This is a genomic window from Sphingomonas sp. SL1004, from assembly GCF_057815015.1.
Genome location: NZ_JBYMUX010000001.1, coordinates 1,194,061 through 1,215,479, shown reverse-complemented (window position 1 = coordinate 1,215,479; position 21,419 = coordinate 1,194,061). Strand labels below are relative to the sequence as shown.

The window sequence follows — 21,419 nt, the reverse complement described above, 5'->3', positions numbered from 1 at the left end:
ACCAAATATCGTAATAAAATGTCCGATCAGCGGTCGATTGCGCAAGTCGTGTCGCTTGTGGTCGCCATCGCGTGAGACTATAGGCGCTTTCACCATTTGGGGGCGGCTCCCGGAAATCAGCGAGGCTGATACGACGGAACCAGAGGGAGAGTGGTATGGCGACCGTTATGAATCGTATGGACGATACCGGGAATTCCAGTCGAGAGGCCGCTAACGATTGCGGCAATGACGGGTATCGGCCCGATGCCGATGAACCCTTTATGAGCCTGAAGCAGCAGGCGTATTTCCGCACGAAGCTGCAAGCCTGGAAGGATGCGATCCTGCGGGAATCACAGGAAACCCTGTCGCAACTTCAGGTCGATTCGTTGCGCGAGGCCGACCTCACCGATCGCGCGTCGAGCGAGACCGACTGGTCGATCGAGCTACGCACCCGCGATCGTCAGCGCAAGCTGGTGTCGAAGATCGAGGCAGCGATCCGGCGTATCGACGAAGGCGAATATGGCTATTGCGAAGTGACCGGCGAGCCGATCAGCCTGGCCCGCCTCGAAGCGCGGCCGATCGCGACGATGACGGTCGAGGCGCAGGAGCGTCACGAGCGCAACGAGAAGGTCTCGCGCGAGGACTGATCTCGGGAGATTGACCTCGCTACCTTTGCGGATGGTTCCGACACGGTTAGTACCGCGTATGTTAAGCGTTCCGCCAGCCTTTGCGGCGTATGCGTAGCGCGACGAACTGACGGTGCGAGGTCACGACATGGACAGGTTCAATCGCGAGGTGGCCGACTCCGGTTCGGTAGAGCACGATCCCGTTTCCGAGCGCGTGCAAATTCCGCGGGCTCGTGGCCGTGACAGCTTGCTTCTGGTCGCTCAGCTTCGTTTGGGTGAGGAACTAGGGGTACGCGAGGTTCGGGTCCGCAATCTCTCCGAGGGCGGTCTCATGATCGAACTCGACAAGGTCGCTGAAGTCGGTACGCCGGTGCGACTGGAACTGCGCGGGATCGGCGAAATCTCGGGCAAAGTCGCATGGTGCACACAGGGGCGTATCGGCATCGCGCTCGATTCGGTGATCGATCCTAAAAAAGCCCGCAAGCCGGTTGGCACCGCTATCTCGACGCTGTCGCTACCGCCATTCTACGCCAAGGCACCGCCGAGGACCTGATCCTTCGTTCCGATAATTTGCATTGATGTGGCCTCCCGGATCATAGTCCGGGAAGCTATGTCGAAGGTTTGCGCGTAGAAGCGTCAGAGGCTTACGATCTCTTCCTTCAGTCGCAGCTTCTGTTTCTTGAGGCCCGCCAGGATGGTCGCATCGGGCAAAGGCCTGTGTGTTTCGGCCGCAATTCGCTGATCGAGAACGGCGTGCTTGGTTTTCAGGGCCGTCTGATGCGTCGTCTGCATGGTGAGGTACCTCCTGCATTCGGGTTGGGAGACTGAGTAAACCACCGTGTCATCGAAATGTCTTCATCGGAAATCGACCTAATCGATTGACCGAGCGATTCGGCACGACGACTGGAGAGGGGCGACGATGGGCGTGGCGCAGGCGAAGTGGCTGGCAGAGCGACGGGCTGAATGGCTAGCCCGGTGCCTGCCGCGATTGGTTTAACCCTCGCACCATCGCCGTTTTTTGCTAAAGCCACACCGCGATGGGCATGCAACCGGGGAACAGCGTGGACGAGGCACAGATCAGGGTTCGGCTCGACGGGATGCGGATCGAGCACCGCGATCTCGATGATGCGATCGCCGCGCTTGCGCTGATGCCGGTTCCCGATCAGTTGCAGATGGCCCGCCTAAAGAAGCGCAAACTGCGCCTGCGCGACGAGATCGCGGCGCGTGAAGACTTCCTAATTCCGGATATTATCGCCTGAATATAACGCGTTGCGAGTGACCGGCATCGATTCGCCGCGTAAATGACGCATTTCGGCACACTCTATGGTTAGCACGGCGTTCATTACTCTGGGCGTGGCCGATCCGCTATGGCATCGCCTTGGAATGAACGGCGTGGAACAGGAGTTGCGGCTGCATCGACGTTTGGTCGACGCGCTGTATGTCGAGGCGATGCTGCTGGCCGACGAAGCGCGTGCGTATTTCGACGAGGCGGGACGGGCTGAACGCGAGGCGCTCGATCCCGTTATCCGGGTAAGCTTCAGTTGCGAATCGCTAAAGGTGACGACGCGATTGATGCACGTCATCGCCTGGCTGCTGACGCAGCGTGCGGTGCAGTCCGGTGAATTGCGCGCGCATGACGCGCTCGATCCATCACGGCGGCTGGGCGATGCGCCCATAACCGACGAGGTTCTGCTCGACCTACTGCCGACGCACGCCCGGAACCTGGTCGAATCGAGCGCGGAGTTGCACCGGCGGGTAGGACGCCTCGATCTTGCACAGGATACGCCGAACGTGATCAACAGCCCCGCGCTATCGATGCAGATGATGCTCGCGAACACATTCTAACGGTGCATCAAAGCCGGAGGTCGTCACGCCACCACTGCCACCTAGGTCCTCTCCCGTCCGAGAAGGGGACGGCTGCGGGCGTTCAAGTGCCCAGTGCCAGTCTGTTCCGGGCTGCGTTGTATTCCCGCTCCAGCCGGTCGACACGGTCGGCAACGCTCTCGACCTCGGTCACCGCACCAATGCCCTGACCCGAACCCCAGATGTCACGCCACGCCTTGGGCTTCGAGCCATTGCCCCCCCCGAAGTCCATCGTCTTCAGGTCACCCTCGGGCAGCGCATCCGGATCCATGCCCGCGGCGACGATCGACGCGCGCAGGTAATTGCCGTGCACGCCGGTGAACAGGTTCGAATAGACGATGTCCGACGCCTTGCCCGCGACGATGCCGTCCTTGTACGCCCGATCCGCATTCGCCTCGGTGGTCGCGATGAACGGCGAGCCGATATAGCCGAAGTCCGCACCCATCGCCTGCGCCGCCAGCACCGCGTCGCCGGTCGCGATCGAGCCCGACAGCGCGAGCGGGCCGTCGAACCACTGGCGGATTTCCTGGACGATCGCGAACGGCGACAGGCGGCCGGCATGACCACCGGCACCGGCCGCGACCGCGATCAACCCGTCCGCGCCCTTTTCGATAGCCTTGCGCGCGAATCGGTCGTCGATCACGTCGTGCAGCGTGATGCCGCCCCAGCCGTGCACCGCAGTATTGAGGTCCTCGCGCGCTCCAAGCGAGGTGATAACGATCGGCACCTGCCATTTGGCGCAGGTGGCGAGGTCGCTCTCCAGCCGGTCGTTCGACTTGTGGACGATCTGGTTGACCGCGAACGGCGCTGCCGGCCGATCGGGATGCGCGCGGTTATGCGCGCTGAGTTCCTCGGTGATCCGGTGCAGCCACTCGTCGAGCATCGCCTGGGGCCGCGCGTTGAGCGCGGGGAACGAGCCGACGATGCCAGCCTTGCACTGCGCGATCACCAGTTCCGGGCCCGAGATGATGAACAGAGGCGAGCCGATAACGGGCAGTCGCAGGTTTTTTAGAATAGCGGGTACGGTCATATGGGTTTTCTAGCGCAACCCATTCGCGCGCGCCAGAGCCGGTTTTTCCCTCCACCCCGGCCGATGATGCGGCAGGGTGGAGGGCAGGGTATCAGGCCATCTTGCCGATGACCTTGTCGAGCGTCAGCGGATATTCGCGGATCCGCACCCCGCAGGCGTTGTAGACGGCGTTGGCGATCGCCGCGCCGACGCCGCACATGCCAAGCTCGCCGACGCCCTTGGCCTTCATCGGCGACGACTTCGTGTCGAGCTCGTCCATGAAGAACACCTCCTGGTGCGGCACGTCGGCATGCGCCGGGACATGGTATTCGGCGATGTCGTAGTTGACGAAATAGCCGAAGCGCTTGTCGACCACAGCGTCCTCCATTAACGCCGCGCCGACGCCCATCGTCATCGCACCGATGATCTGGCTGCGCGCTGATTTCGGGTTGAGGATACGGCCCGCGGCGAACGCACCGCTCATGCGACGGACACGAATCTCGCCGGTTGCCGAATCGACCGCGACCTCGACGAAATGCGCGCCGAACGTGGCCTGTGCGTACGTCTTGGCCAGGTCACCGAACTCGATCGAGTCCTCGGCGGAAAGCCCCGCGTCGCCTGCCGCTTCCGACAGCGCGACGCTGCGGTTGCCCGACTTCACCTTGCCATCCTCGAATACGGCGTCGGCCGAGTTGAACCCCAGCTTGCGGGCAACCGCGTCGCGCAGCGCCATGCATGCCGCATAGACGCCGGCGGTCGAGCTGTTGCCGCCCCATTGCCCGCCCGACCCCGAGGATTCAGGGAAGCTGCTGTCGCCGAGCAGGACGATGACCTTATCGACGGGCACGCCCATCATCTCGGCCGCGGTCTGCGCGATGATCGTGTAGCTGCCGGTGCCGATATCGGTCATGTCGGTGGCGACCGTCACCACGCCCTTCTTGTCGATCCCGACGCGTGCGCCCGACTTCATGGTGACGTTGTCACGGAATGCCGACGCCATACCCATGCCGATCATCCAGCGACCGTCACGGACCTGGCCGGGTACCGGATTGCGCTTGTCCCAGCCGAAGCGTTCGGCACCGGTCTTCAGACAGCCGACCAGATCGCGCTGCGAAAACTGGCGCGACGGCTTTTCCGGGTCGACCTGCGTGTCGTTGATGATCCGCAACTGGACTGGATCCATCTTAAGCTTCTCGGCAAGCTCGTCCATCGCCGCCTCGAGCGCGAGCAGGCCGACCGCCTCGCCCGGTGCCCGCATCGCATTGCCCTCGGGCAGATCGAGCACCGCGAGCCGCGTCGCGGTCATCCGGTTGGCGCCGGCGTACAACAGACGGGTCGCGTTCGGTGCGGTCTCGGGACCACCACCTGGCAGGTCGCCCGACCAGCTCTCATGCGCGATCGCGGTGATCTTGCCGTCCTTCTGCGCGCCGATGCGGAGGCGCTGGATCGTTGCCGGGCGATGCGTGGTGTTGTTCATCACTTGCGGCCGCGCGAGCGCGAGCTTGACCGGACGCCCCCCGATCGCGCGCGAACCAAGCGCCGCCATCACCGCATCGCTGCGGATCCAGAGCTTCGACCCGAAGCCACCGCCGACGTAAGGCGACATCACATGGATGGTGTCCTTGGGTATCAGCAACGTCTCGCTCATGTCGCCGACCGCCCAGTTGAGCATCTGGTTCGATGTCCACAACGTCAGCTTGCCGTCCTTCCATGCGGCCGTGGTCGCATGCGGCTCCAGCATCGAGTGGCTCTGGTCGGGCGTCGTATACCGCTCGTCGACCTTGACCGCCGCCTTGGCGAACGCGCCTGCGAAGTCGCCGACTGCGGTGTCGGGCGTGCCGCCCTTGGGCTTGGTCGCCGAGCCTTGCGAGGCGGCGAGATCGAAATTGCCGTTCGCCCGCGCGTACGTGACGCGGAGCAGCTTGGCCGCCGCACGCGCCTGTTCGAACGTCTCGGCAACGACGACGGCGACGGCCTGGTCGTAATGCTGGACGTCGGGGCCGGCGAGCATGCGCGCGGTGTGGTTCTTCGCTTTGCCGAGCTTGCCGGCATTCTCATGGGTGACGACCGCAAGCACGCCCGGCGCGGCCTTCGCGTCGGCCATGTCGATGCTCTCGATCCGGCCCTTGGCGATCGCTGCGCCGACGATCCAGCCATAGGCGGCGTTGGGCGCCGCATCGCTGCGCTCATACGCATAATGCGCCGTGCCGGTGGTCTTCAGCTTGCCGTCGATGCGATCGATCGGTTGGCCGAGCACCTTCATCCGGTCGGTGGGATTGGCGGTTGCGGGGGTATCGAACTTCATGGCGATCAGGCCTTCGCGTCTTCGAACACGGCGCCGATGGTGCGTTCGACCAAGGGCAGCTTGTACGCGTTCTGTGAGGTTGTGCGGGCGCCGGCGAGAACCGCCGCTGCGGTCGCCTTGGCGCCGTTGGGCAGCTGCGCCTCGGCGGATTCGACGCGCCAGGGCTTGTGCGCGAGACCACCGAAGGCAAGCCGGCCGCGACCGTCGGGCTGGATGATCGCCGCGACCGAAACCACGGCGAACGCGTAGGACGCCCGATCACGCACCTTCTGGTAGATATGCGTGCCACCGATCGGCTTGGGCAGCGTCACCGCGGTGATCAGTTCGCCGGGTGCGAGCGACGTCTCGATCTGCGGCGTGGTGCCGGGAAGCCGGTGGAAGTCGGCGATCGGGATCGCGCGCGTCTCGCCGGCCGCGTTGACCGTCTCGACGGTTGCGTCGAGCACGCGCATCGCAACCGCCATGTCGCTCGGATGAGTCGCGATGCAGGCCTCGCTCGTCCCCAGCACGGCCAGGTTGCGATTGAACCCGCCGATCGCCGCGCAGCCGCTGCCGGCCTGGCGCTTGTTGCACGGCTTGGTGGTGTCGTAGAAATACGGGCAGCGGGTCCGCTGGAGCAGATTGCCCGCGGTCGTCGCCTTGTTGCGAAGCTGGCCCGACGCGCCGGACACCAGCGCACGGCTGAGCACGCCGTAATCCTTCCGCACGCGCGCGTCGGCGGCGAGATCGGTGTTGCGCACCAGCGCGCCGACACGCAGGCCGCCGTCCGACGTCGGCACGATCTTGTCGAGGCCCAGGCCATTGACGTCGATCAGATGCTGCGGCGTCTCGATCTGCAGCTTCATCAGGTCGAGCAGGTTGGTGCCGCCGGCGATGAACTTGGCGCCCGGCATGCGGACCGCGGCACTTGCGGCCGCCTTTGCCGACGTGGCGCGCTCATAGGTGAAGGCCTTCATGCGGTGCGCTCCGTGCCCGAGACATCGTGGATCGCGTCGATGATGTTGGAATAGGCCCCGCAACGGCAGAGATTGCCGCTCATCCGTTCGCGCAGTTCGGCGGTCGATACCGTCGGCTGGGCGGCGATATCGCCGGTGACATGGCTCGGGATGCCGGCCTTGATCTCGCCGAGCGTGGCGATCGCCGAGCAGATCTGGCCGGGCGTGCAATAGCCGCACTGATAACCGTCATGCTTCACGAACGCCGCCTGCATAGCATGCAGCTTCTCGGGCGTGCCGAGGCCTTCGATCGTCGTGATTTCCTCGCCTTCGTGCATGACCGCGAGCGTCAGGCAGCTGTTGATCCGGCGTCCCTCGACGATCACCGTGCACGCGCCGCACTGGCCGTGGTCACAGCCCTTCTTGGTGCCCGTGAGCTTCAAATTTTCACGCAACGCATCGAGCAGCGTGGTGCGTGTGTCGACGTTGAGCTTGGTGGTACGGCCATTGACCTTGAGCGTTACCGGCATGGTCGGCGGGGCCGACTGCGCGGTACCCTGCGTCTGGGCCTGCGCGGCAGGTGCCGCAGCCAACGTGGCCGACGCAACACCGCCGGCAATCACGCCACGGCGTGACACCGGAAAACCTTCATCCTGATGCATATAAACCCCTGTATCTGTTGGCATAACAAGCGACGCGCGGCAAAGTTGCGCTGCTTCGCGTTTTGTTCCGTGAATTCTCGGTCATGAAGCTTTGGGTAGGGTATTGTAATGCGGACGATTTCTTCGAGCGTCTCGGTTCGGCTGTATCATCTCGACGATAGCGGCGAGGGCGGGGCGGCGACCACGCTGTTCTATGGGCCGCTGGGCGAGGCGTTGGCAATCGCCGCACAACAGGAGGAGGACGTGCAAGCGGGGCTGTACCTGGCAACGGAAAACGACGTCGTCGCGTATCTTGATCTGGAGGAGTAGCGCGACCTCTGCAAGCGGAGCTTCCACGCGTTCCCCCCGACAGCACCACCCCGGCGAAGGCCGGGGCCCAGTTGGAGATGTAACTGACAGTGGACGGCAATCGGTTATTGCCACCTTTCCAAGTGGGCCCCGGCCTCCGCCGGGGTAGTGCTCATTTCTTGGGTTAGATTACGTTCCCGGCGTAAACCCATCGTCCCGATCCGGCGGCGTTGGCGCATGCACCGCGCTACAGATCGAGCGAAGCGCGCCTTTCATCCCCTCCTCGAACGTCGGATGATAGAAGGGCAGATCCAGCACCTCGGTCGCGGTCCAGCCGCTCTGGATCGCCCATGCGATCAGGTGTGCGCTGTGTTCCACCGCCGGCCCCGCCATCGTCGCACCGGTCAGCCGCCCGTCACGTCGATCCGCATAGAAGCGCACCAGCCCGGCGTTGCATGCCTCGACCTTCGCGCGCCCCTGATCGTCGTACGAGGCGGTACCGATCACGCTGCCCGCATCGTCGTCCTTCGCGATCTCGCCGATCACCGCGATATTGGGATGTGTGAAGGTGATCGCGAACGGCACCGAACGCTTGCCCGGCGTGACCTCGGGATAGCTCGCCGCGTTCCGCCCTGCGATCGTCCCTTCGGCCGACGCCTCATGCAGCACCGCCCGATCATGATCCGCATCGCCGGCGATGAATATCGGCGCGCTGCCGCACTGCATCGTCTCGCAGTCATAGTCCGGCATCCCATGCTCATCCAGCGCCAGACCGGTCGTCTCCAGCCCGATGCCCGCGATCCGCGGCGGTCGCCCGGCTGCGACGAGCAGATAGTCGAAGCGCCTCGTTCCCGACGCCGACCCCGTCCAGGACAGCGCGACCCCGTCGCCATCGGGCTCGACCTCGAGCTCGACGCCAAGCAGGATCGGCATCTCGCGAGACAGGATCGCGTGATACGCCTCGGCGACATGGCGGTCCTTCAGCCCGCCGATCGTCTCGCCCGTATCGAACACCATCGTTTCGACGCCGAGCCGCGCCATCGCCTGCGCCAGTTCGAGTCCGAGCGCACCCGCACCGATGACGCCGATCGAGCCCGGCAGGTCCTGCAGTTCGAAGATGCTCTCGTTGGTCAGCACGTGATCGCGCACCGTGTCGAACATCTCGGGGATTGAGGGGCTCGACCCCGTGGCGATCACCACCGACTTGGCGTGGACTTCACGCCCGTCGCTCAACAAGAGGATCGTCGCACCCGCGAACGTCGCGCGGGCCTCGATCTTCACGTCGTCGGGCAATTTGTCGATCGACTCCTCGACCCCTGCGACGAACGCATCGCGCTCTTGCCGCACCCGCGCCATCACCGCGACGCCGTCGACCTTGCCCGAGGCCTCGATCCCGAACACCGAAGCCTGCTCGACCGCGTGCATCGAATTTCCCGCCGCGATCAACAGCTTGGAGGGCATGCATCCCACGCTAGCGCAGGTCGTGCCGCCAAAGCCCTCGTCGATCAGCAGCGTCTTCGCGCCGTTGCGACGCGCACTGCGCTCGGCGGCAAGGCCGGCGGTGCCGGCGCCGATGATCGCCACGTCGCAGGTCAGCTTCGTCATACGTCTCTCCGTTGCCGGAGAATTCCGGAGTTACGGTCGACGAAACCTTCGACGCCGCCCAGCCGTTCCGCAGTGCAGCACATTCCCTGACGAAGGACGCTTATGTTAACGCTCCACCACCTGAACTACTCGCGCTCGATCCGCGTGCTGTGGCTGCTCGAAGAGCTCGGTATCGAGTACGACCTCGTCAAATACGAGCGCGACGAGAATTTCCGCGCGCCGCCCGCACTCAAGGGGATCCACCCGCTCGGCAAGGCACCGGTTCTCGTCGACGACGCACTGACGCTGGCCGAGAGCGCACCGATCCTGTCATATATCGACGAGCGCTATGGCGACCGCCGGTTCTCGCCGCCGGTCGACACCGATGCCGCGGCGATCCACGACGAGTGGCTGCAATATGTCGAAAGCTCGGCATCGCTGCCGATCATGATCACGTCGCTCGGCAAACGGATGGGCGGACTCCCCGACGGTCTCGCCAAGTTCACCGGCCCCGAAGTGACCAAGACGCTCGACTATATCGGCGCGGGTGTCGGCGACGGTCCGTATCTGATGGGCGAGCAGCTGATGCTGGCCGACATCCAGATGTGCTACATGCTCGCGATCGCGGAGACCGCCGGGCTGCTCAAGGAGCACCCCGACGTTGCCGCGTATCTCAATCGCTTGCGCGCTCGTCCCGCCTTCATCGCTGCCACCGAGATCGGCGGTCCGCTGATGCCCGCGCGCCGCTGATCGCGGCTCCGTCGTCCTGGACTTGAGCCGGGACGACGGAACGGGCAGTTACCGCGTCTTAAGCCGGATCGCCTCGCCGCCACCCTGCGCGAGCGGCAGGGTCAGCGTGTCGCCCTTGCGGACGGTCTTCGTCTCGATCGTGATCGAATGCCGCGCATCCGTCTTGTAGTCCGCGCCCGGACCATCGCGGTAGATCTGTGCGGTGTAGCTCTTGCCCGCATCGAGGAAGTCGAGCGTCACCGTCAGCGTCCGCGCGTTCTCGTCGGTGACGCTGCCGATGTACCAGTCGTTCGACTTCCGGTCCTTCCGCGCGAAGGTGACGTAATCGCCGACCTCGCCGTTTAGTACGCGCGTGTCGGACCAGTCGGTCGGCACGTCCTTGATGAACTGGAACGCCGCCGGATACTTCGCATAATTCTCGGGCGTGTCCGCCGCCATCACGACCGGCGAATACAGCACCACGTACAGCGCGAGCTGCTTGGCGATCGTCGACAGGATGTCGCTGTTGTCACTGCCCTTGAGGCTCAGCACGCCCGGCGTGAAGTCCATCGGCCCTTCGAGCATGCGCGTGAAGGCGAGGTTGGCCTCGTGCTCGGGCGGGTTCTTGCCGGCCCAGCTGTTATATTCCATGCCCCGCGAGCCTTCGCGCGCGATCCAGTTGGGATAGGTGCGGCGCAGGCCGGTGTCCTTGACCGGCTCGTGGCTGTCGATCGCGACCTTGTACTTTGCCGCGGTGGTGACGACCCGCGTATAGTGGTTCACCATCCACTGGCCCTCGTGCCATTCGCGGTGCTGCGAGCCATCGGGATCGACGCGCTCGATCTGGCCCGCGTCGGTGACGTAGCCGGTCTTGACCGCGGGGATGCCGTGATCGCGCGCATAGCCGAACGACCGGTCGAGCTGGCTGTCGTAATGGCTCGCCGAACCGCCGGTCTCGTTATGGCCGATCAGGTACACGCCCTTCGCCTTCGCGTATTTCGCCAGGACGTTCGCGTCGAAGTCGGGGGTCGGCGTGTCGAACTGCATCGCGTTACCGTCGCCGAACCAGTCGCCATCCCAGCCGACGTTCCAGCCCTCGACCAGAACGCCCGGGATCTTGTTGGCGCTGGCAAAGTCGATGTAGCTCTTCACATGCGCGGTGGTGGCGCCGTGCTGCGGCCCGGTCGCCCAGCTCCATTTGCCGGTGATCATGTTCCACCACACGCCGACGAACTTGCCCGGCTTCACCCAGCTCACGTCGCCGAGCTTGTTGGGCTCGTTGAGGTTGAGTTCGAGGTGGCTCATGTAGAGGCCGGGCGCATCGTTCGAGATGATCAGCGTCCGCCACGGCGTCGCGAACGGACCCGTCCGCGTGACCTTCGGCGCGCCGGCACCCGGCGTAAGGACCGCCTTCAACGTGTTGCCCTGGACCTTGGCGACGTTCATCCCGGCATAGTCGGTCAACGCGGCCTCGTGCAGCGCGACGTGCGTGCCGCTGGCGAGCTTCATCGTGATCGGGGTGGCGGCGGTGCCGACGCCGGTCAGGGGCGTGCGGTTGTAGAGGTATTCCTCGCGGTTCCATTCGAACGCCGGCTTCCACCACGCGGTTGCGTCCTCAGCGAAGGCGAATTGGGTCAGCTCCTCGGCGATGTTGATCGTCTTGAAGTTCGGCTGCTCGGGGAATTCGTAGCGGAAGCCGACGCCGTCGTCCTGGAGGCGGAACACGACGTCGATCGCACGCTTCAGCCGGTCGGTTTCGACCAGGCGGACGCGCATCTCGGTGTGGTTGTCGCGGATCGATTTCCACTCGCCCCAGGGTTGGGTCCAGGTCGAATCCGCCTTGTTTCGGGTCACGCTTTCGATCTTGAGATGGCGATCGAACTTCGGCGCGTCGGTGAACAGGAAGCCGAGCCGCGAGGGGCTAACGATCAGCTCGCCCTTGCGCGTGATGCTGTAGCTCGCCTTGCCCTCGCCGTCGGTCGCGACGGTGACGACGATGCCGCCATCGGGCGAGGTCACGCTGGCGCTCGGAATGGCGGAGGCGGGCTGCGGCTTGATCGTTTCGTTGGAGGTCGGTGCGGGGGCCGCGTCCTGCGCGAAGGCGGGCACGGCGATCAGCGCTGCGGAGAGCAGCAACAGGGTCTTCATGGTCAGGCGATCCTTTCGGCGACGAGTGCCGCATAGGCGCCGAGGGTCCAGCCCCCGGCGTGATGGGTATCGATGGAATTGACGACATCGCGCACGCGCCAGCGCTCGGGCTGGGCGGGGCGCCATTCAGTGGGGTCGGTGCCCATGTTGAACACGCACAGCATCGTCTCACCCTCGGCATGGCGCTCGAAGGCGAGTATTGAAGCGGAGACTTCGACCAGGGTTAGGTCGCCGATCGCCAACGCAGGGCTCGCCTTGCGCAACGCAAGCAGGCGGCGGGTGAACTGGAGCAGCGAGTCCGGATCGCCCTCCTGCCGGTCGACCGCCAGCGCGGCATGATCGCCGCCTACGGGCAACCACGGCGTCGCGTTCGAGAAGCCGGCGTTGCGCGCATCGGCGATCCACGGCATCGGCGTCCGCGCCCCGTCGCGCGACAGCGTCAGCGGCCAGTTGGCGATCGCCTCCGGATCCTGGAGCAGGTCGAACGGCACCTCGACCTGCGTCAGGCCGAGTTCCTCGCCATAGTACAGGAAGATGTTGCCGCGCAGGCAGACGAGCAGCAGCATCTTCATGCGCGCGAACGCGTCGCGCACCTCCGGATGATGGCTGCGATCGACCCAGCGCGACACCGCGCGCGGCGCGTCGTGGTTCTCGAACGCCCAGCTCGGCCAGCCGAGATCGGCGTCCGCGGGCCATAGCAGGATCGCGTCCGCCACCGTCTTCGGATCGAGCGCGGAGGCGTAGAGGAAGTCGAAACCGTACGCGCTGTTGAGCCGGGTGTTGCCGCGCGTGAACAGCTTCATCTCGCGGTCGCTGTCCGCACCGCCGACCTCGGCCACGGTGAACCGGTCGCCGTATCCGTCGATCAGCCGTCGCAGCCGTTCGAGGAACTCCGGGATGTCCGGATGGCTCTGATTGTGGACGTGCGCCTGGTAGTCGAACGGCCGCGTCTTCGGGCTGTTGTCGCTCGCCGGCGGGTTATCGGTGAGCGCCGGATCGTGCATCGTGAAGTTGATCGCATCGAGGCGGAAGCCGTCGACGCCACGATCGAGCCAGAACTTCGCGGTATCGACGATCTCGTCCTGCACGTCGGCGTCATGGACGTGGAGCTGCGGTTGTTCCTTCAGGAAGTTGTGCAGATAATATTGCCGGCGGCGCGCGTCCCAGGTCCAGGCGGGGCCGCCGAACACCGACTGCCAGTTCGAGGGCGGGCTGCCATCGGGTTTGGCGTCGGCCCAGACGTACCAGTTCGCCTTGGGGTTGGTGCGCGACGACCGGCTCTCGACGAACCACCGATGTTCGTCCGAGGTGTGGCTGTAGACCTGGTCGATGATGATCTTGAGGCCCAGCGCATGGGCGCGGGCGATCAGCGCATCGAAATCGGCGAGCGTGCCAAAAATTGGGTCGACATCGCGGTAGTTCGCAACGTCATAGCCGAAGTCCTTCATCGGCGATGTGAAGAACGGCGACAGCCATACCGCATCGACGCCTAGGCTGGCGACGTAATCGAGGTGCCGGGTGATGCCGGGGAGGTCACCGATCCCGTCGTCGTTCGAGTCCGCGAAACTGCGCGGATAGATCTGGTAGATCGTCGCGCCTTTCCACCACGGGCGGTCCTGGAGTCGGTGATCGGCGGCAACGGGCAGCAAGGCAGTGTCAGGCATTAACGGGTCTCCGCGGCGCAGACGGCATAGCCGAACGCGGGCAGGGTTATCATGACACTGCCGGGCGCGGCAGCGCGGGGCGCGCACCGGCCAGCGATCGTGGTGAAACGGGAAGAGTTGGTCTCGACCTGCACCGCCTGCGTGAGCGACTTGGCGGAGGTGTTGAACGCCAGCAGAATCTCCGCACCGGTGGTCGGATCGAAGCGCGAGACGGCGAGCAGGCCGGGCGTTTCGCTGCGGTTGCGGATCAGCGTGCGGCCGCGGGTGAGGGCGGGATGCGTGATGCGGACCTTCGAAAGGTCGGCGATTTCGCGGAACAGCGGGTTCGTATCGCCGAAGCTCTCGGTCGCGGTAGTCTTGGTCGTGCCGAGCAGGCGGTTGTCGTTGTAGATCGCGACCTTCGACGCGAACATGTCCTCGCGCGCGTCCTGGTCGTTGCCGTCGCCGACGAAGCCCTGTTCGTCGCCCGAATAGATCGTCGGCACGCCGCGCAGCGTCAACAGCATCGCGTTCGACAACAGCACGCGTTTGAGCACCTCCTCGTTGGACGCCTGCGGAAACGCCTTCCGCACGAACGTGGCGAAGCGGCCGTCGTCGTGGTTGCCGGTGAAGGTCGGCAAGATCGCCGCGGTGTCGGCCCCCTTCGCGTACAGCACGTCGCCGTCGAACAAGGCCTCGAACGCGTCGGTGCCGCGCGTGCCCGCGACCGTCTCGACCACCGCCTGGCGGAACGCGAAGTCGAGCACCGCCGGCAGCTTGTCGACGATCGTATGCTGCGCGAGCACCGCGGGGCGGATCTCGTGGTCGGAGACTTCGCCGAAGATGTGGAAGTTCGGGATGCCGTTCGCCTGCGCGCGCGTCAGCATGGCTGGGACGAACTGGGCCCAGAATTCCGGGTTCACGTGGCGCGCGGTGTCGATGCGGAAGCCGTCGACCTTGAACCGGTCGATCCACGATCCGAAGATGTCGATCATCCCACTCACGACGCGCGGATTCTCCGTCATCACGTCGTCGAGCCCCGAGAAATCGCCCATCGTCGAGCTCTCGTTCATGAAAGTCGTGTCGCCCCGATTATGGTAGTAGATCGGGTCGTTGAGCCACGCCGGCACCTTCACCGTCTTCTCGGCGGCGGGGACGTACGGCGTGTAGGCGTAGGTCGGATCGGTCAGTCTGGCGAAGTTCGCCGCGGTCTCGACGCCGTCGCCGACGAACCCGTCGTTGATCGCCTTGCCGCCGACACCGCCCTTGCGCTGGTACGGATAGGTCGCGCGGTCGCGGTACGGGCAGGGCATGCCGACCGAACATTCGCGGTACTGGATCACGTCGGCGGTGTGGTTGATGATGATATCCATATACACCTTCATCCCGCGGGCGTGCGCCGCGTCGACGAAGGCGGTCATGTCGGCGTTGGTGCCGAGATGCGGGTCGACCTGCGTGAAGTCGGTGATCCAATAGCCGTGATAGCCCGCGGACTCGTGGCCGGGCGACCCTTGCACCGCCTTGTTCTTGAAGATCGGCCCGAGCCAGATCGCGGTCGCGCCGAGATGCTGGATGTAGTCGAGCCGCTTGGTCAGCCCCTTGAGGTCGCCGCCGTGATAGAAGCCCTTTGCGGTCGGATCGTAGCCGGTTCTGAGCCGGTCGCCGGTGATCCCGCCGCGATCGTTGCTAGGATCGGCGTTCTCGAACCGGTCGGGGAGGACGAAATAGATCACCTCGTCCTGTGGCAGGCGCGCGCGGTAGTCGGTCGACGATGTCTGGGCGACTGCGGGCAGAGCGGTGGCGCCGAGCAACGCGGAAAGGATCAGCGTCTTGATCATGCGGGATCCTTTGTCGGTAGGGGCATCCGGCCCGGCGAGGGCTCCAGCAATGAGCCCCGCGAAAAGCGTGCCGCGCACCTTGGCGCGCGGCACGTAGGCATCAGAACTTGAAGGTCGCGCCGGCGAGGAAGCGGCGGCCGTACTTCTGATAATCGATGATCTCGTCGCTACGCGTGCCGTTGATCGTCGTGAACGGCTCGTTGGTCAGGTTCTGGCCCTGCACATAGAGCGAGACGCCCTTCAGCATGCCGGTCGAGATGTCGTAGCCGAGCTGGCCGTCGATGATCATCTCGCCCGCCGCACGACGCCGGACCAGGTTCGCACCGAAGCCCGACAGCTCACCGACGAAGGTCGACCGATACCGAAGGCTGCCGCGTGCCGAGAAACCCCATTTCTCGAAGTAGGCGGTGCCGTTGGCGACCCAGCGCGAATAGCCCGGGATGTCCTCGGCGCGACCACCCGGCGTCGGGACGATCTCGGTCTTGGTGTACGACCCGCCACCGGTCAGGCCGAAGCCATCGAGCGCGGAGACGATCTCGCCGATCGGCAGCGTGCCGGCCAGCTCGACACCGTAGATGTTGCCGCCTTCGCCGTTGATGGGCACGGTCGCGGTACCGATCGTCGACGTCGTGGCCGGTGCGTTTGCCGGCAACGGGTAGCCCGCGTAGCTGAAGTTGGTATCGGCAAGGCTGTAAACGAAGCTCTTGAGCTGCTTGTAGAAGCCCTGGACCGCCAGATAGCCGCGGTTGCCGAAATACTTCTCGACCGTGACGTCGTAGGAGTTCGACCGGATCGGGCGGAGATACGGGTTGCCGCCGCTGCCGCTCAGGATGCCCTGTGCGGTGTCATAGCCGTAAGCGAGCGCGACGCGCATGTCGTCGAGCCGCGGACGCTGCATCTGACGCGCTGCCGCTGCACGGATGACGATGTCGTTCGAGAAGCGCAGGGCAAGGTTCACGCTCGGTAGGAAGTCGATATAGTCGGCGCCGCGCGTCACCGGGATCAGGCCGCCATTGGCGACGACGTTGCCCGACGATTTCTGATTGGTGAAGACGCCTTGCACGCCGGCGTTACCAGTCAACTCGGCCGAGCCGATCGACTGCTTGATGTTCGCCTGCAGGTACGACGTCATGATGCGTTCCTGGATCGAATAGCCTTTGGCCACCACGTCCAGATTGTTGTTGTTCGATACGAGACGGTACACGCCGCCGGCCAGCAGCGCGGTTGGATCGTAGCTGAGGATCGGGCCGAGGCCGAGATACGACAGGTTGGTCGGCGTCAGCTGATACTGTGTCGGCAACGTCTGCGAGAGCGCACCATTGGCAAGCTGCACCAGCGCCTCGTTCGGCGTCAGCGACTTGTTGCGATCGGTGTAGTTCATCCCGAAGCGGACGCTTGAGATCGGGCTGTCGAGTTCACGCTCGATCTCGACGCGGTACTGCTTCAAATCGTCGACGACGTGACGATCGTTGTAATAGCCCGCCTGGACGTTCGCGCCGCCCCAGCCGAGCGGATCGGTCAGCTTGATCAGGCCCGGATCCGAATAGTTCAGCGTCGGGCTGAAGAACGTGCCGGTGTCGCTCGACGTGAAGCCGATCGTGTCCTGTGCGCCGACGCCCTGGCCGTAGCCGGTACCCGAATAGGTCTCGAGCACGGTCTCGTCGCGGGTCGTGCGCGACATGCTGACGTCGACCATCGCGTTCCAGCCGTCGTCGCCTTCGTACTTGCCGTTATAGCCGAACGAATAGAGCTTGGCCTTGCGCTCGAAGCTGTCGTTGCGAACGACGCCCTCGACGCCGCGGAACGAGCCGTCGGTAACCAGGCCGTTGGTGATCGTCGTCGCGGTCGGGATGGTGGTCGCCGCGCCGAAGCCGAGCGGAAGCTCGATGCCGCGCTTGATCTGGTCGTCGTTGAAGTCCGAGAAGAACCCGTCGAGCGTCGCGGTGACCTCGGGGATCGGCTTCCACTCGACCGTGCCCTGCAGGCCGAGGCGCTTGAGGTTGGTCGAGGTGACGTATGACTTCGATCCGCCGATGATCGCGGGGACGGCCGCGGTGCCGTCGCCGGCATAGCCCCAGGCGTTGAATTCCTGGATCTGGTATGGCTCGTCGAGATACGAGGCGGACAGCGCGACGCCCAGCGTATCGTTGAAGAACTGGTCAACGTAGGTGCCGGTGACGCGGTAGCCCTTGTCCTTCGAACCGGCGTTGAGCTTGCCGATATCGGCATAGGTGCCGCGGCCGCCGACCGAGATGACGCGCTTGCCGTATTCGATCGGGCGGATCGTGCGAAGGTCGACGGTGCCCGACAGGCCCTGGCCGATCAGCGATGCGTTCGCGGTCTTGTAGACCAGCACCTGGTTGATGATTTCGGCCGGATACTGGTCGTATTCGACGGCACGGTTGTCGCCGGTCGAGGTCTGCTCGCGACCGTTCAGCAGTGTGGTCGAGAAGTCGGGCGAGAAGCCGCGGATCGAGATGCTGTTCGAGCGGCCGTTGACGCGCTGCGAGGTGAGACCGGGCAGGCGCGCGATCGACTCGGCGATCGATGCGTCGGGCAGCTTGCCGATGTCCTCGGCCGAGATCGACTCGACGACCTGATCGCGCGACTTCTTCTCGGCGACCGCGTTCTCCAGGCTGCGGCGGAAGCCGGTGACGACGATCTCGGCCTCGGAGGTCGTGCCGCCTGCGTCCTGGACCGCGTTTCCTGCCGCCTGCGCCGTAGCTTCGTTCTGCGCCGGGGTCAGGTCACCGGTGACGGCGGCGTTGGCGGCGCGACGCTCGGGTGCGCTGCCGGACTCGTTGGGGTTGCCGGCGGTCGACGAACTGCCGGCGGGATCGGACACCTTGGTGCCGGCATTCACGTCCTGCGCATAAGCAGGCGCGGCGGCGAACAGCATCGCCGCGCCGAGCGTCGCGCCGCTTGCCGAGAGCTTCAGGATGGCGCGTGCGGCAGTTGCCGACGCACGAATGCGAACCGTCATGGTAATCCTCCCCTGGGGTCCCGTTGGGCATCTTTCGCGCCTCGGGTATGTAACGAGACCGTCATTGGAATTCGCGCCGCGCAAAGGGAAGCAAGCTACATACGTATTCAAACCGGCCGCTCCGGACCTGTTGCGTCCGGGACACAGTCCGCCGCGCCTAACCGATTGACGGCGAAGACGTTCTGCGCTGTGTCGGGCGGGTAGCGCCCGCCGATCGAACGGGCTGACCGAGGATGCCGTTCACGTGACCGCCGCCAGACCTATGGGCAAACCAGCGGGCAAACCGACCTCGTTCGACATCGCCCAACTCGCGGGCGTGTCGCAGCCGACGGTGTCGCGTGCGCTGCGCGGCAGCTCGACGGTCAACGCGGCCACCCGGCAGCGGATCGAGGCGATCGCCAAGCAGCTGAACTACACCGTCGATCGCAGTGCCTCGAACCTGCGCAACGGCACGACGAAGACGCTGGCGCTACTGCTGTTCCGCGATCCGACCCCCGACGAGACGATGGTCAATCCGTTCTTCCTCGGCATGCTCGGCGCGATGATGGCGGCGTGCGCGTCGCACGGCTACGACCTGCTCGTGTCGTTCCAGCAATTGTCCGGCGACTGGCACACCGACTACGAGGACAGCCACCGCGCCGACGGGCTGATCCTGCTCGGCTATGGCGATTATGCCGATTATCGCGCGCGGCTCGAACTGCTGGTCGCGCAGGGCACGCATTTCGTGCGCTGGGGCTCGGTCCAGCCGGGCCAGCCGGGGATCACGATCGGGTGCGACAATGTCGCGGGCGGGACGGCGGCGGCGCGGCACCTGATCGAGCGGGGCCGGCGGCGGATCGCGTTCCTGGGCAGCGCGACGGATCATTATCCCGAATTTCATGACCGGTATCGCGGCTATGTCGCGGCGCTCGGTGAACACGGCCTGACGGTCGATCCGCGATTGCAGGTCGAGGCGATCTCGACCGAGGAAGACGGCACGCGGGCGGCGCGGGAACTGCTCCAGCGCGGCGTGCAGTTCGACGCGATCGTGGCGGCGAGCGACCTGATCGCGCTGGCGGCGATGCGCGTGCTGGCCGGCGCGGGACTGAACGTACCGTACGACGTGGCGATCGTCGGTTTCGACGACATTCCCGCCGCCAGCCTCGCCAATCCACCCCTGACGACCGTCGCGCAGGATACCGGCTTGGCCGGGCGTCGGCTGGTCGAGACGCTGCTCGCGCGGATCGGCAACCGGCCGGCCGAGAGTGTCGTGCTGCCTACGCAATTGATCATCCGGCGATCGTCGGGCGAAGGACATTGAATGCCGATTTCAGGTAGGGAAAAGCCGCGCCAGGGGTTCTGGGGGCTGTGGAACATCTCGTTCGGGTTCTTCGGCATCCAGATCGGCTTCGCACTGCAGAATGCGAACGTCAGCCGGATCTTTCAGTCGCTGGGCACGTCGGTCGACGATCTCGCGTTCCTGTGGATCGCCGCGCCACTGACCGGGCTGCTCGTCCAGCCAGTGATCGGCCATTACAGCGATCGGACCTGGGGCAAGCTGGGGCGCCGGCGACCGTATTTCCTGGCTGGCGCGCTGCTGGCGACTCTCGCGCTGCTGGCTATGCCCAATGCGCCGGTGCTTTGGGTTGCCGCGGTGCTGCTGTGGATGCTCGATGGATCGCTCAACGTTGCGATGGAGCCGTTTCGCGCGTTCGTCGGCGATATGCTCGGCAGCCGCCAGCGGACGGCGGGCTTCGCGTTCCAGACCGGGTTCATCGGCGCGGGCGCGGTGATCGGGAGCCTTGCGCCGATCATCCTCACCGACGTGTTCCAGGTTGCGAATACCGCGCCTGCGGGCGGTATCCCGCCGTCGGTGCAATATGGTTTCTATATCGGTGCATTAGCCCTGTTCTTCGCGGTGCTGTGGACCGTGCTGACGACCAGCGAATATTCGCCGGCCGAGATGACCGCGTTCGAGGACGAGGGTGAGGTTGCACCGCGCGACACGGTCGTTCGCTCCAGCGCAAAGCTCGCGCCCGTCTGGATCGCGCTGGGAGCAATCGTCATCGCCGCGGTCGCGCGGTTCGGGCTCGACAAGCCGGTCTACCTGCTCGGTGGCGGACTGGTCGCGTTTGGCGCGGCATTGCTGGTCAGCGCAGCGCTGGTCCGGTCGGGGCGGGAGTCCAATGTTCTCAGCCAGATCGTCGGCGATCTTGCCACCATGCCGGAGACGATGAAACGGCTCGCGCTGGTCCAGTTCTTCACCTGGTCGGCGCTGTTCATCATGTGGATCTACACCACGCCGATCGTCACCCAGCACGTCTTCGGCACGACCGACACGACCAGTTCGGCGTATAACGAGGGCGCGAACTGGGTCGGCGTGCTATTCGCCGTCTATAACGGCGTGGCGACGCTCTGGGCGTTCGTGATGCCGGCGCTGGCAGCGCGGATCGGTCGGCGCGACGCGCATATCCTCGGGCTGCTGTGCGGCGCGGCGGGGTTCGCGACGTTCCTCGTGGTCCGCGACCAGTATCTGCTGATCGGATCTATGGTGCTGATCGGCATCGCGTGGTCGTCGATCCTCACGATGCCCTATGCGATCCTGTCGAACGCGCTGCCCCAGGCCAAGCTCGGCGTTTACATGGGTCTGTTCAACATCTTTATCGTCCTGCCGCAGCTGATCGTGTCGTCGGTGATGGGCGAAGTGGTGCGGACGTTCTTCCCCGGCGACGCGGTCTGGGCGATGCTGATCGCGGCCGGCGTGATGGGTGTGGCGGCGCTGGCGATGTTGCGGGTGCCGCGGGACGCCTGAAGCCAGCCGTCATGCCGGGCTTGTTCCGGCATCCAC

18 protein-coding genes are annotated in these 21,419 nt (G+C 65.1%); 8 read left to right on the top strand and 10 right to left on the bottom strand.

Annotation, left to right across the window (positions count from 1 at the left end; translation table 11 throughout):
* The first annotated feature begins 155 nt into the window (after positions 1 to 155).
* Positions 156 to 626, top strand: coding sequence for an RNA polymerase-binding protein DksA (gene dksA / locus AC3D24_RS05345; RefSeq protein WP_489028866.1), 471 nt, complete (start codon positions 156 to 158; stop codon positions 624 to 626).
* Positions 627 to 753: 127 nt separating this feature from the next.
* The gene (locus AC3D24_RS05340; RefSeq protein WP_489028864.1) at positions 754 to 1,158 is read left to right on the top strand and encodes a PilZ domain-containing protein; all 405 of its coding nucleotides are present in this window, start codon (positions 754 to 756) and stop codon (positions 1,156 to 1,158) included.
* Positions 1,159 to 1,241: 83 nt separating this feature from the next.
* On the opposite strand, the gene AC3D24_RS05335 is transcribed toward AC3D24_RS05340, so the two are convergent.
* The gene (locus AC3D24_RS05335; RefSeq protein ID WP_489028862.1) at positions 1,242 to 1,397 is read right to left on the bottom strand and encodes a YdcH family protein; all 156 of its coding nucleotides are present in this window, start codon (positions 1,395 to 1,397) and stop codon (positions 1,242 to 1,244) included.
* Between the two features lie 251 nt (positions 1,398 to 1,648).
* Between AC3D24_RS05335 and AC3D24_RS05330 the strand changes: the two genes are divergently transcribed.
* Both AC3D24_RS05330 and AC3D24_RS05325 read left to right on the top strand, forming a co-directional pair.
* Positions 1,649 to 1,864: a YdcH family protein gene (locus tag AC3D24_RS05330; RefSeq protein WP_489033054.1), complete on the top strand. Its 216-nt coding sequence runs from the start codon at positions 1,649 to 1,651 to the stop codon at positions 1,862 to 1,864.
* A gap of 64 nt (positions 1,865 to 1,928) precedes the next feature.
* Entirely contained in the window at positions 1,929 to 2,450 is a 522-nt protein-coding gene (locus tag AC3D24_RS05325) for a DUF1465 family protein (RefSeq protein WP_489028860.1), read from the top strand.
* 82 nt (positions 2,451 to 2,532) lie between these two features.
* On the opposite strand, the gene AC3D24_RS05320 is transcribed toward AC3D24_RS05325, so the two are convergent.
* The 4 genes from AC3D24_RS05320 to paoA all read right to left on the bottom strand — a co-directional run bounded on the left by AC3D24_RS05320 (position 2,533) and on the right by paoA (position 7,379).
* Positions 2,533 to 3,498, bottom strand: coding sequence for an NAD(P)H-dependent flavin oxidoreductase (locus AC3D24_RS05320; RefSeq protein ID WP_489028859.1), 966 nt, complete (start codon positions 3,496 to 3,498; stop codon positions 2,533 to 2,535).
* Between the two features lie 91 nt (positions 3,499 to 3,589).
* On the bottom strand, positions 3,590 to 5,782 hold the full coding sequence (paoC, locus tag AC3D24_RS05315) for an aldehyde oxidoreductase molybdenum-binding subunit PaoC (RefSeq protein WP_489028857.1): 2,193 nt from the start codon (positions 5,780 to 5,782) through the stop codon (positions 3,590 to 3,592).
* Between the two features lie 5 nt (positions 5,783 to 5,787).
* Positions 5,788 to 6,738: an FAD binding domain-containing protein gene (locus AC3D24_RS05310; RefSeq protein WP_489028855.1), complete on the bottom strand. Its 951-nt coding sequence runs from the start codon at positions 6,736 to 6,738 to the stop codon at positions 5,788 to 5,790.
* Complete coding sequence (gene paoA, locus AC3D24_RS05305) at positions 6,735 to 7,379, bottom strand: aldehyde dehydrogenase iron-sulfur subunit PaoA (RefSeq protein ID WP_489028853.1); 645 nt, start codon at positions 7,377 to 7,379, stop codon at positions 6,735 to 6,737. Before paoA ends, AC3D24_RS05310 begins: the two co-directional genes overlap by 4 nt.
* A gap of 108 nt (positions 7,380 to 7,487) precedes the next feature.
* Here paoA and AC3D24_RS05300 point away from each other — a divergent pair, with 108 nt between their 5' ends.
* Positions 7,488 to 7,688 carry a hypothetical protein gene (locus AC3D24_RS05300; RefSeq protein ID WP_132738404.1) on the top strand — a complete coding sequence of 67 codons (201 nt, stop codon included), beginning with the start codon at positions 7,488 to 7,490 and terminating at the stop codon, positions 7,686 to 7,688.
* A gap of 168 nt (positions 7,689 to 7,856) precedes the next feature.
* On the opposite strand, the gene AC3D24_RS05295 is transcribed toward AC3D24_RS05300, so the two are convergent.
* Positions 7,857 to 9,272 (bottom strand): dihydrolipoyl dehydrogenase, encoded by a 1,416-nt coding sequence (locus tag AC3D24_RS05295; protein ID WP_489028851.1) that lies wholly within the window; start codon positions 9,270 to 9,272, stop codon positions 7,857 to 7,859.
* A 102-nt stretch (positions 9,273 to 9,374) separates the two neighbouring features.
* Here AC3D24_RS05295 and AC3D24_RS05290 point away from each other — a divergent pair, with 102 nt between their 5' ends.
* Positions 9,375 to 10,001: a glutathione S-transferase family protein gene (locus AC3D24_RS05290; RefSeq protein WP_489028849.1), complete on the top strand. Its 627-nt coding sequence runs from the start codon at positions 9,375 to 9,377 to the stop codon at positions 9,999 to 10,001.
* 48 nt (positions 10,002 to 10,049) lie between these two features.
* Here the strand turns inward: AC3D24_RS05290 and AC3D24_RS05285 are convergent, their stop codons facing one another.
* From AC3D24_RS05285 to AC3D24_RS05270, 4 genes are all read right to left on the bottom strand, one after another.
* Positions 10,050 to 12,128 carry a glycoside hydrolase family 97 protein gene (locus AC3D24_RS05285; RefSeq protein WP_489028847.1) on the bottom strand — a complete coding sequence of 693 codons (2,079 nt, stop codon included), beginning with the start codon at positions 12,126 to 12,128 and terminating at the stop codon, positions 10,050 to 10,052.
* A gap of 2 nt (positions 12,129 to 12,130) precedes the next feature.
* On the bottom strand, positions 12,131 to 13,792 hold the full coding sequence (locus AC3D24_RS05280) for an alpha-glucosidase (protein WP_489028845.1): 1,662 nt from the start codon (positions 13,790 to 13,792) through the stop codon (positions 12,131 to 12,133).
* Entirely contained in the window at positions 13,792 to 15,609 is a 1,818-nt protein-coding gene (locus AC3D24_RS05275) for an alpha-amylase family glycosyl hydrolase (protein ID WP_489028843.1), read from the bottom strand. Before AC3D24_RS05275 ends, AC3D24_RS05280 begins: the two co-directional genes overlap by 1 nt.
* Positions 15,610 to 15,709: 100 nt before the next feature.
* Positions 15,710 to 18,592: a TonB-dependent receptor gene (locus AC3D24_RS05270; protein ID WP_489028841.1), complete on the bottom strand. Its 2,883-nt coding sequence runs from the start codon at positions 18,590 to 18,592 to the stop codon at positions 15,710 to 15,712.
* 262 nt (positions 18,593 to 18,854) lie between these two features.
* On the opposite strand from AC3D24_RS05270, the gene AC3D24_RS05265 reads away from it, so the two are divergent.
* Positions 18,855 to 19,892 (top strand): LacI family DNA-binding transcriptional regulator, encoded by a 1,038-nt coding sequence (locus AC3D24_RS05265; protein WP_489033053.1) that lies wholly within the window; start codon positions 18,855 to 18,857, stop codon positions 19,890 to 19,892.
* Positions 19,893 to 21,383, top strand: a complete 1,491-nt coding sequence (locus AC3D24_RS05260; protein WP_489028839.1) for an MFS transporter — start codon at positions 19,893 to 19,895, stop codon at positions 21,381 to 21,383.
* Positions 21,384 to 21,419: the final 36 nt, after the last annotated feature.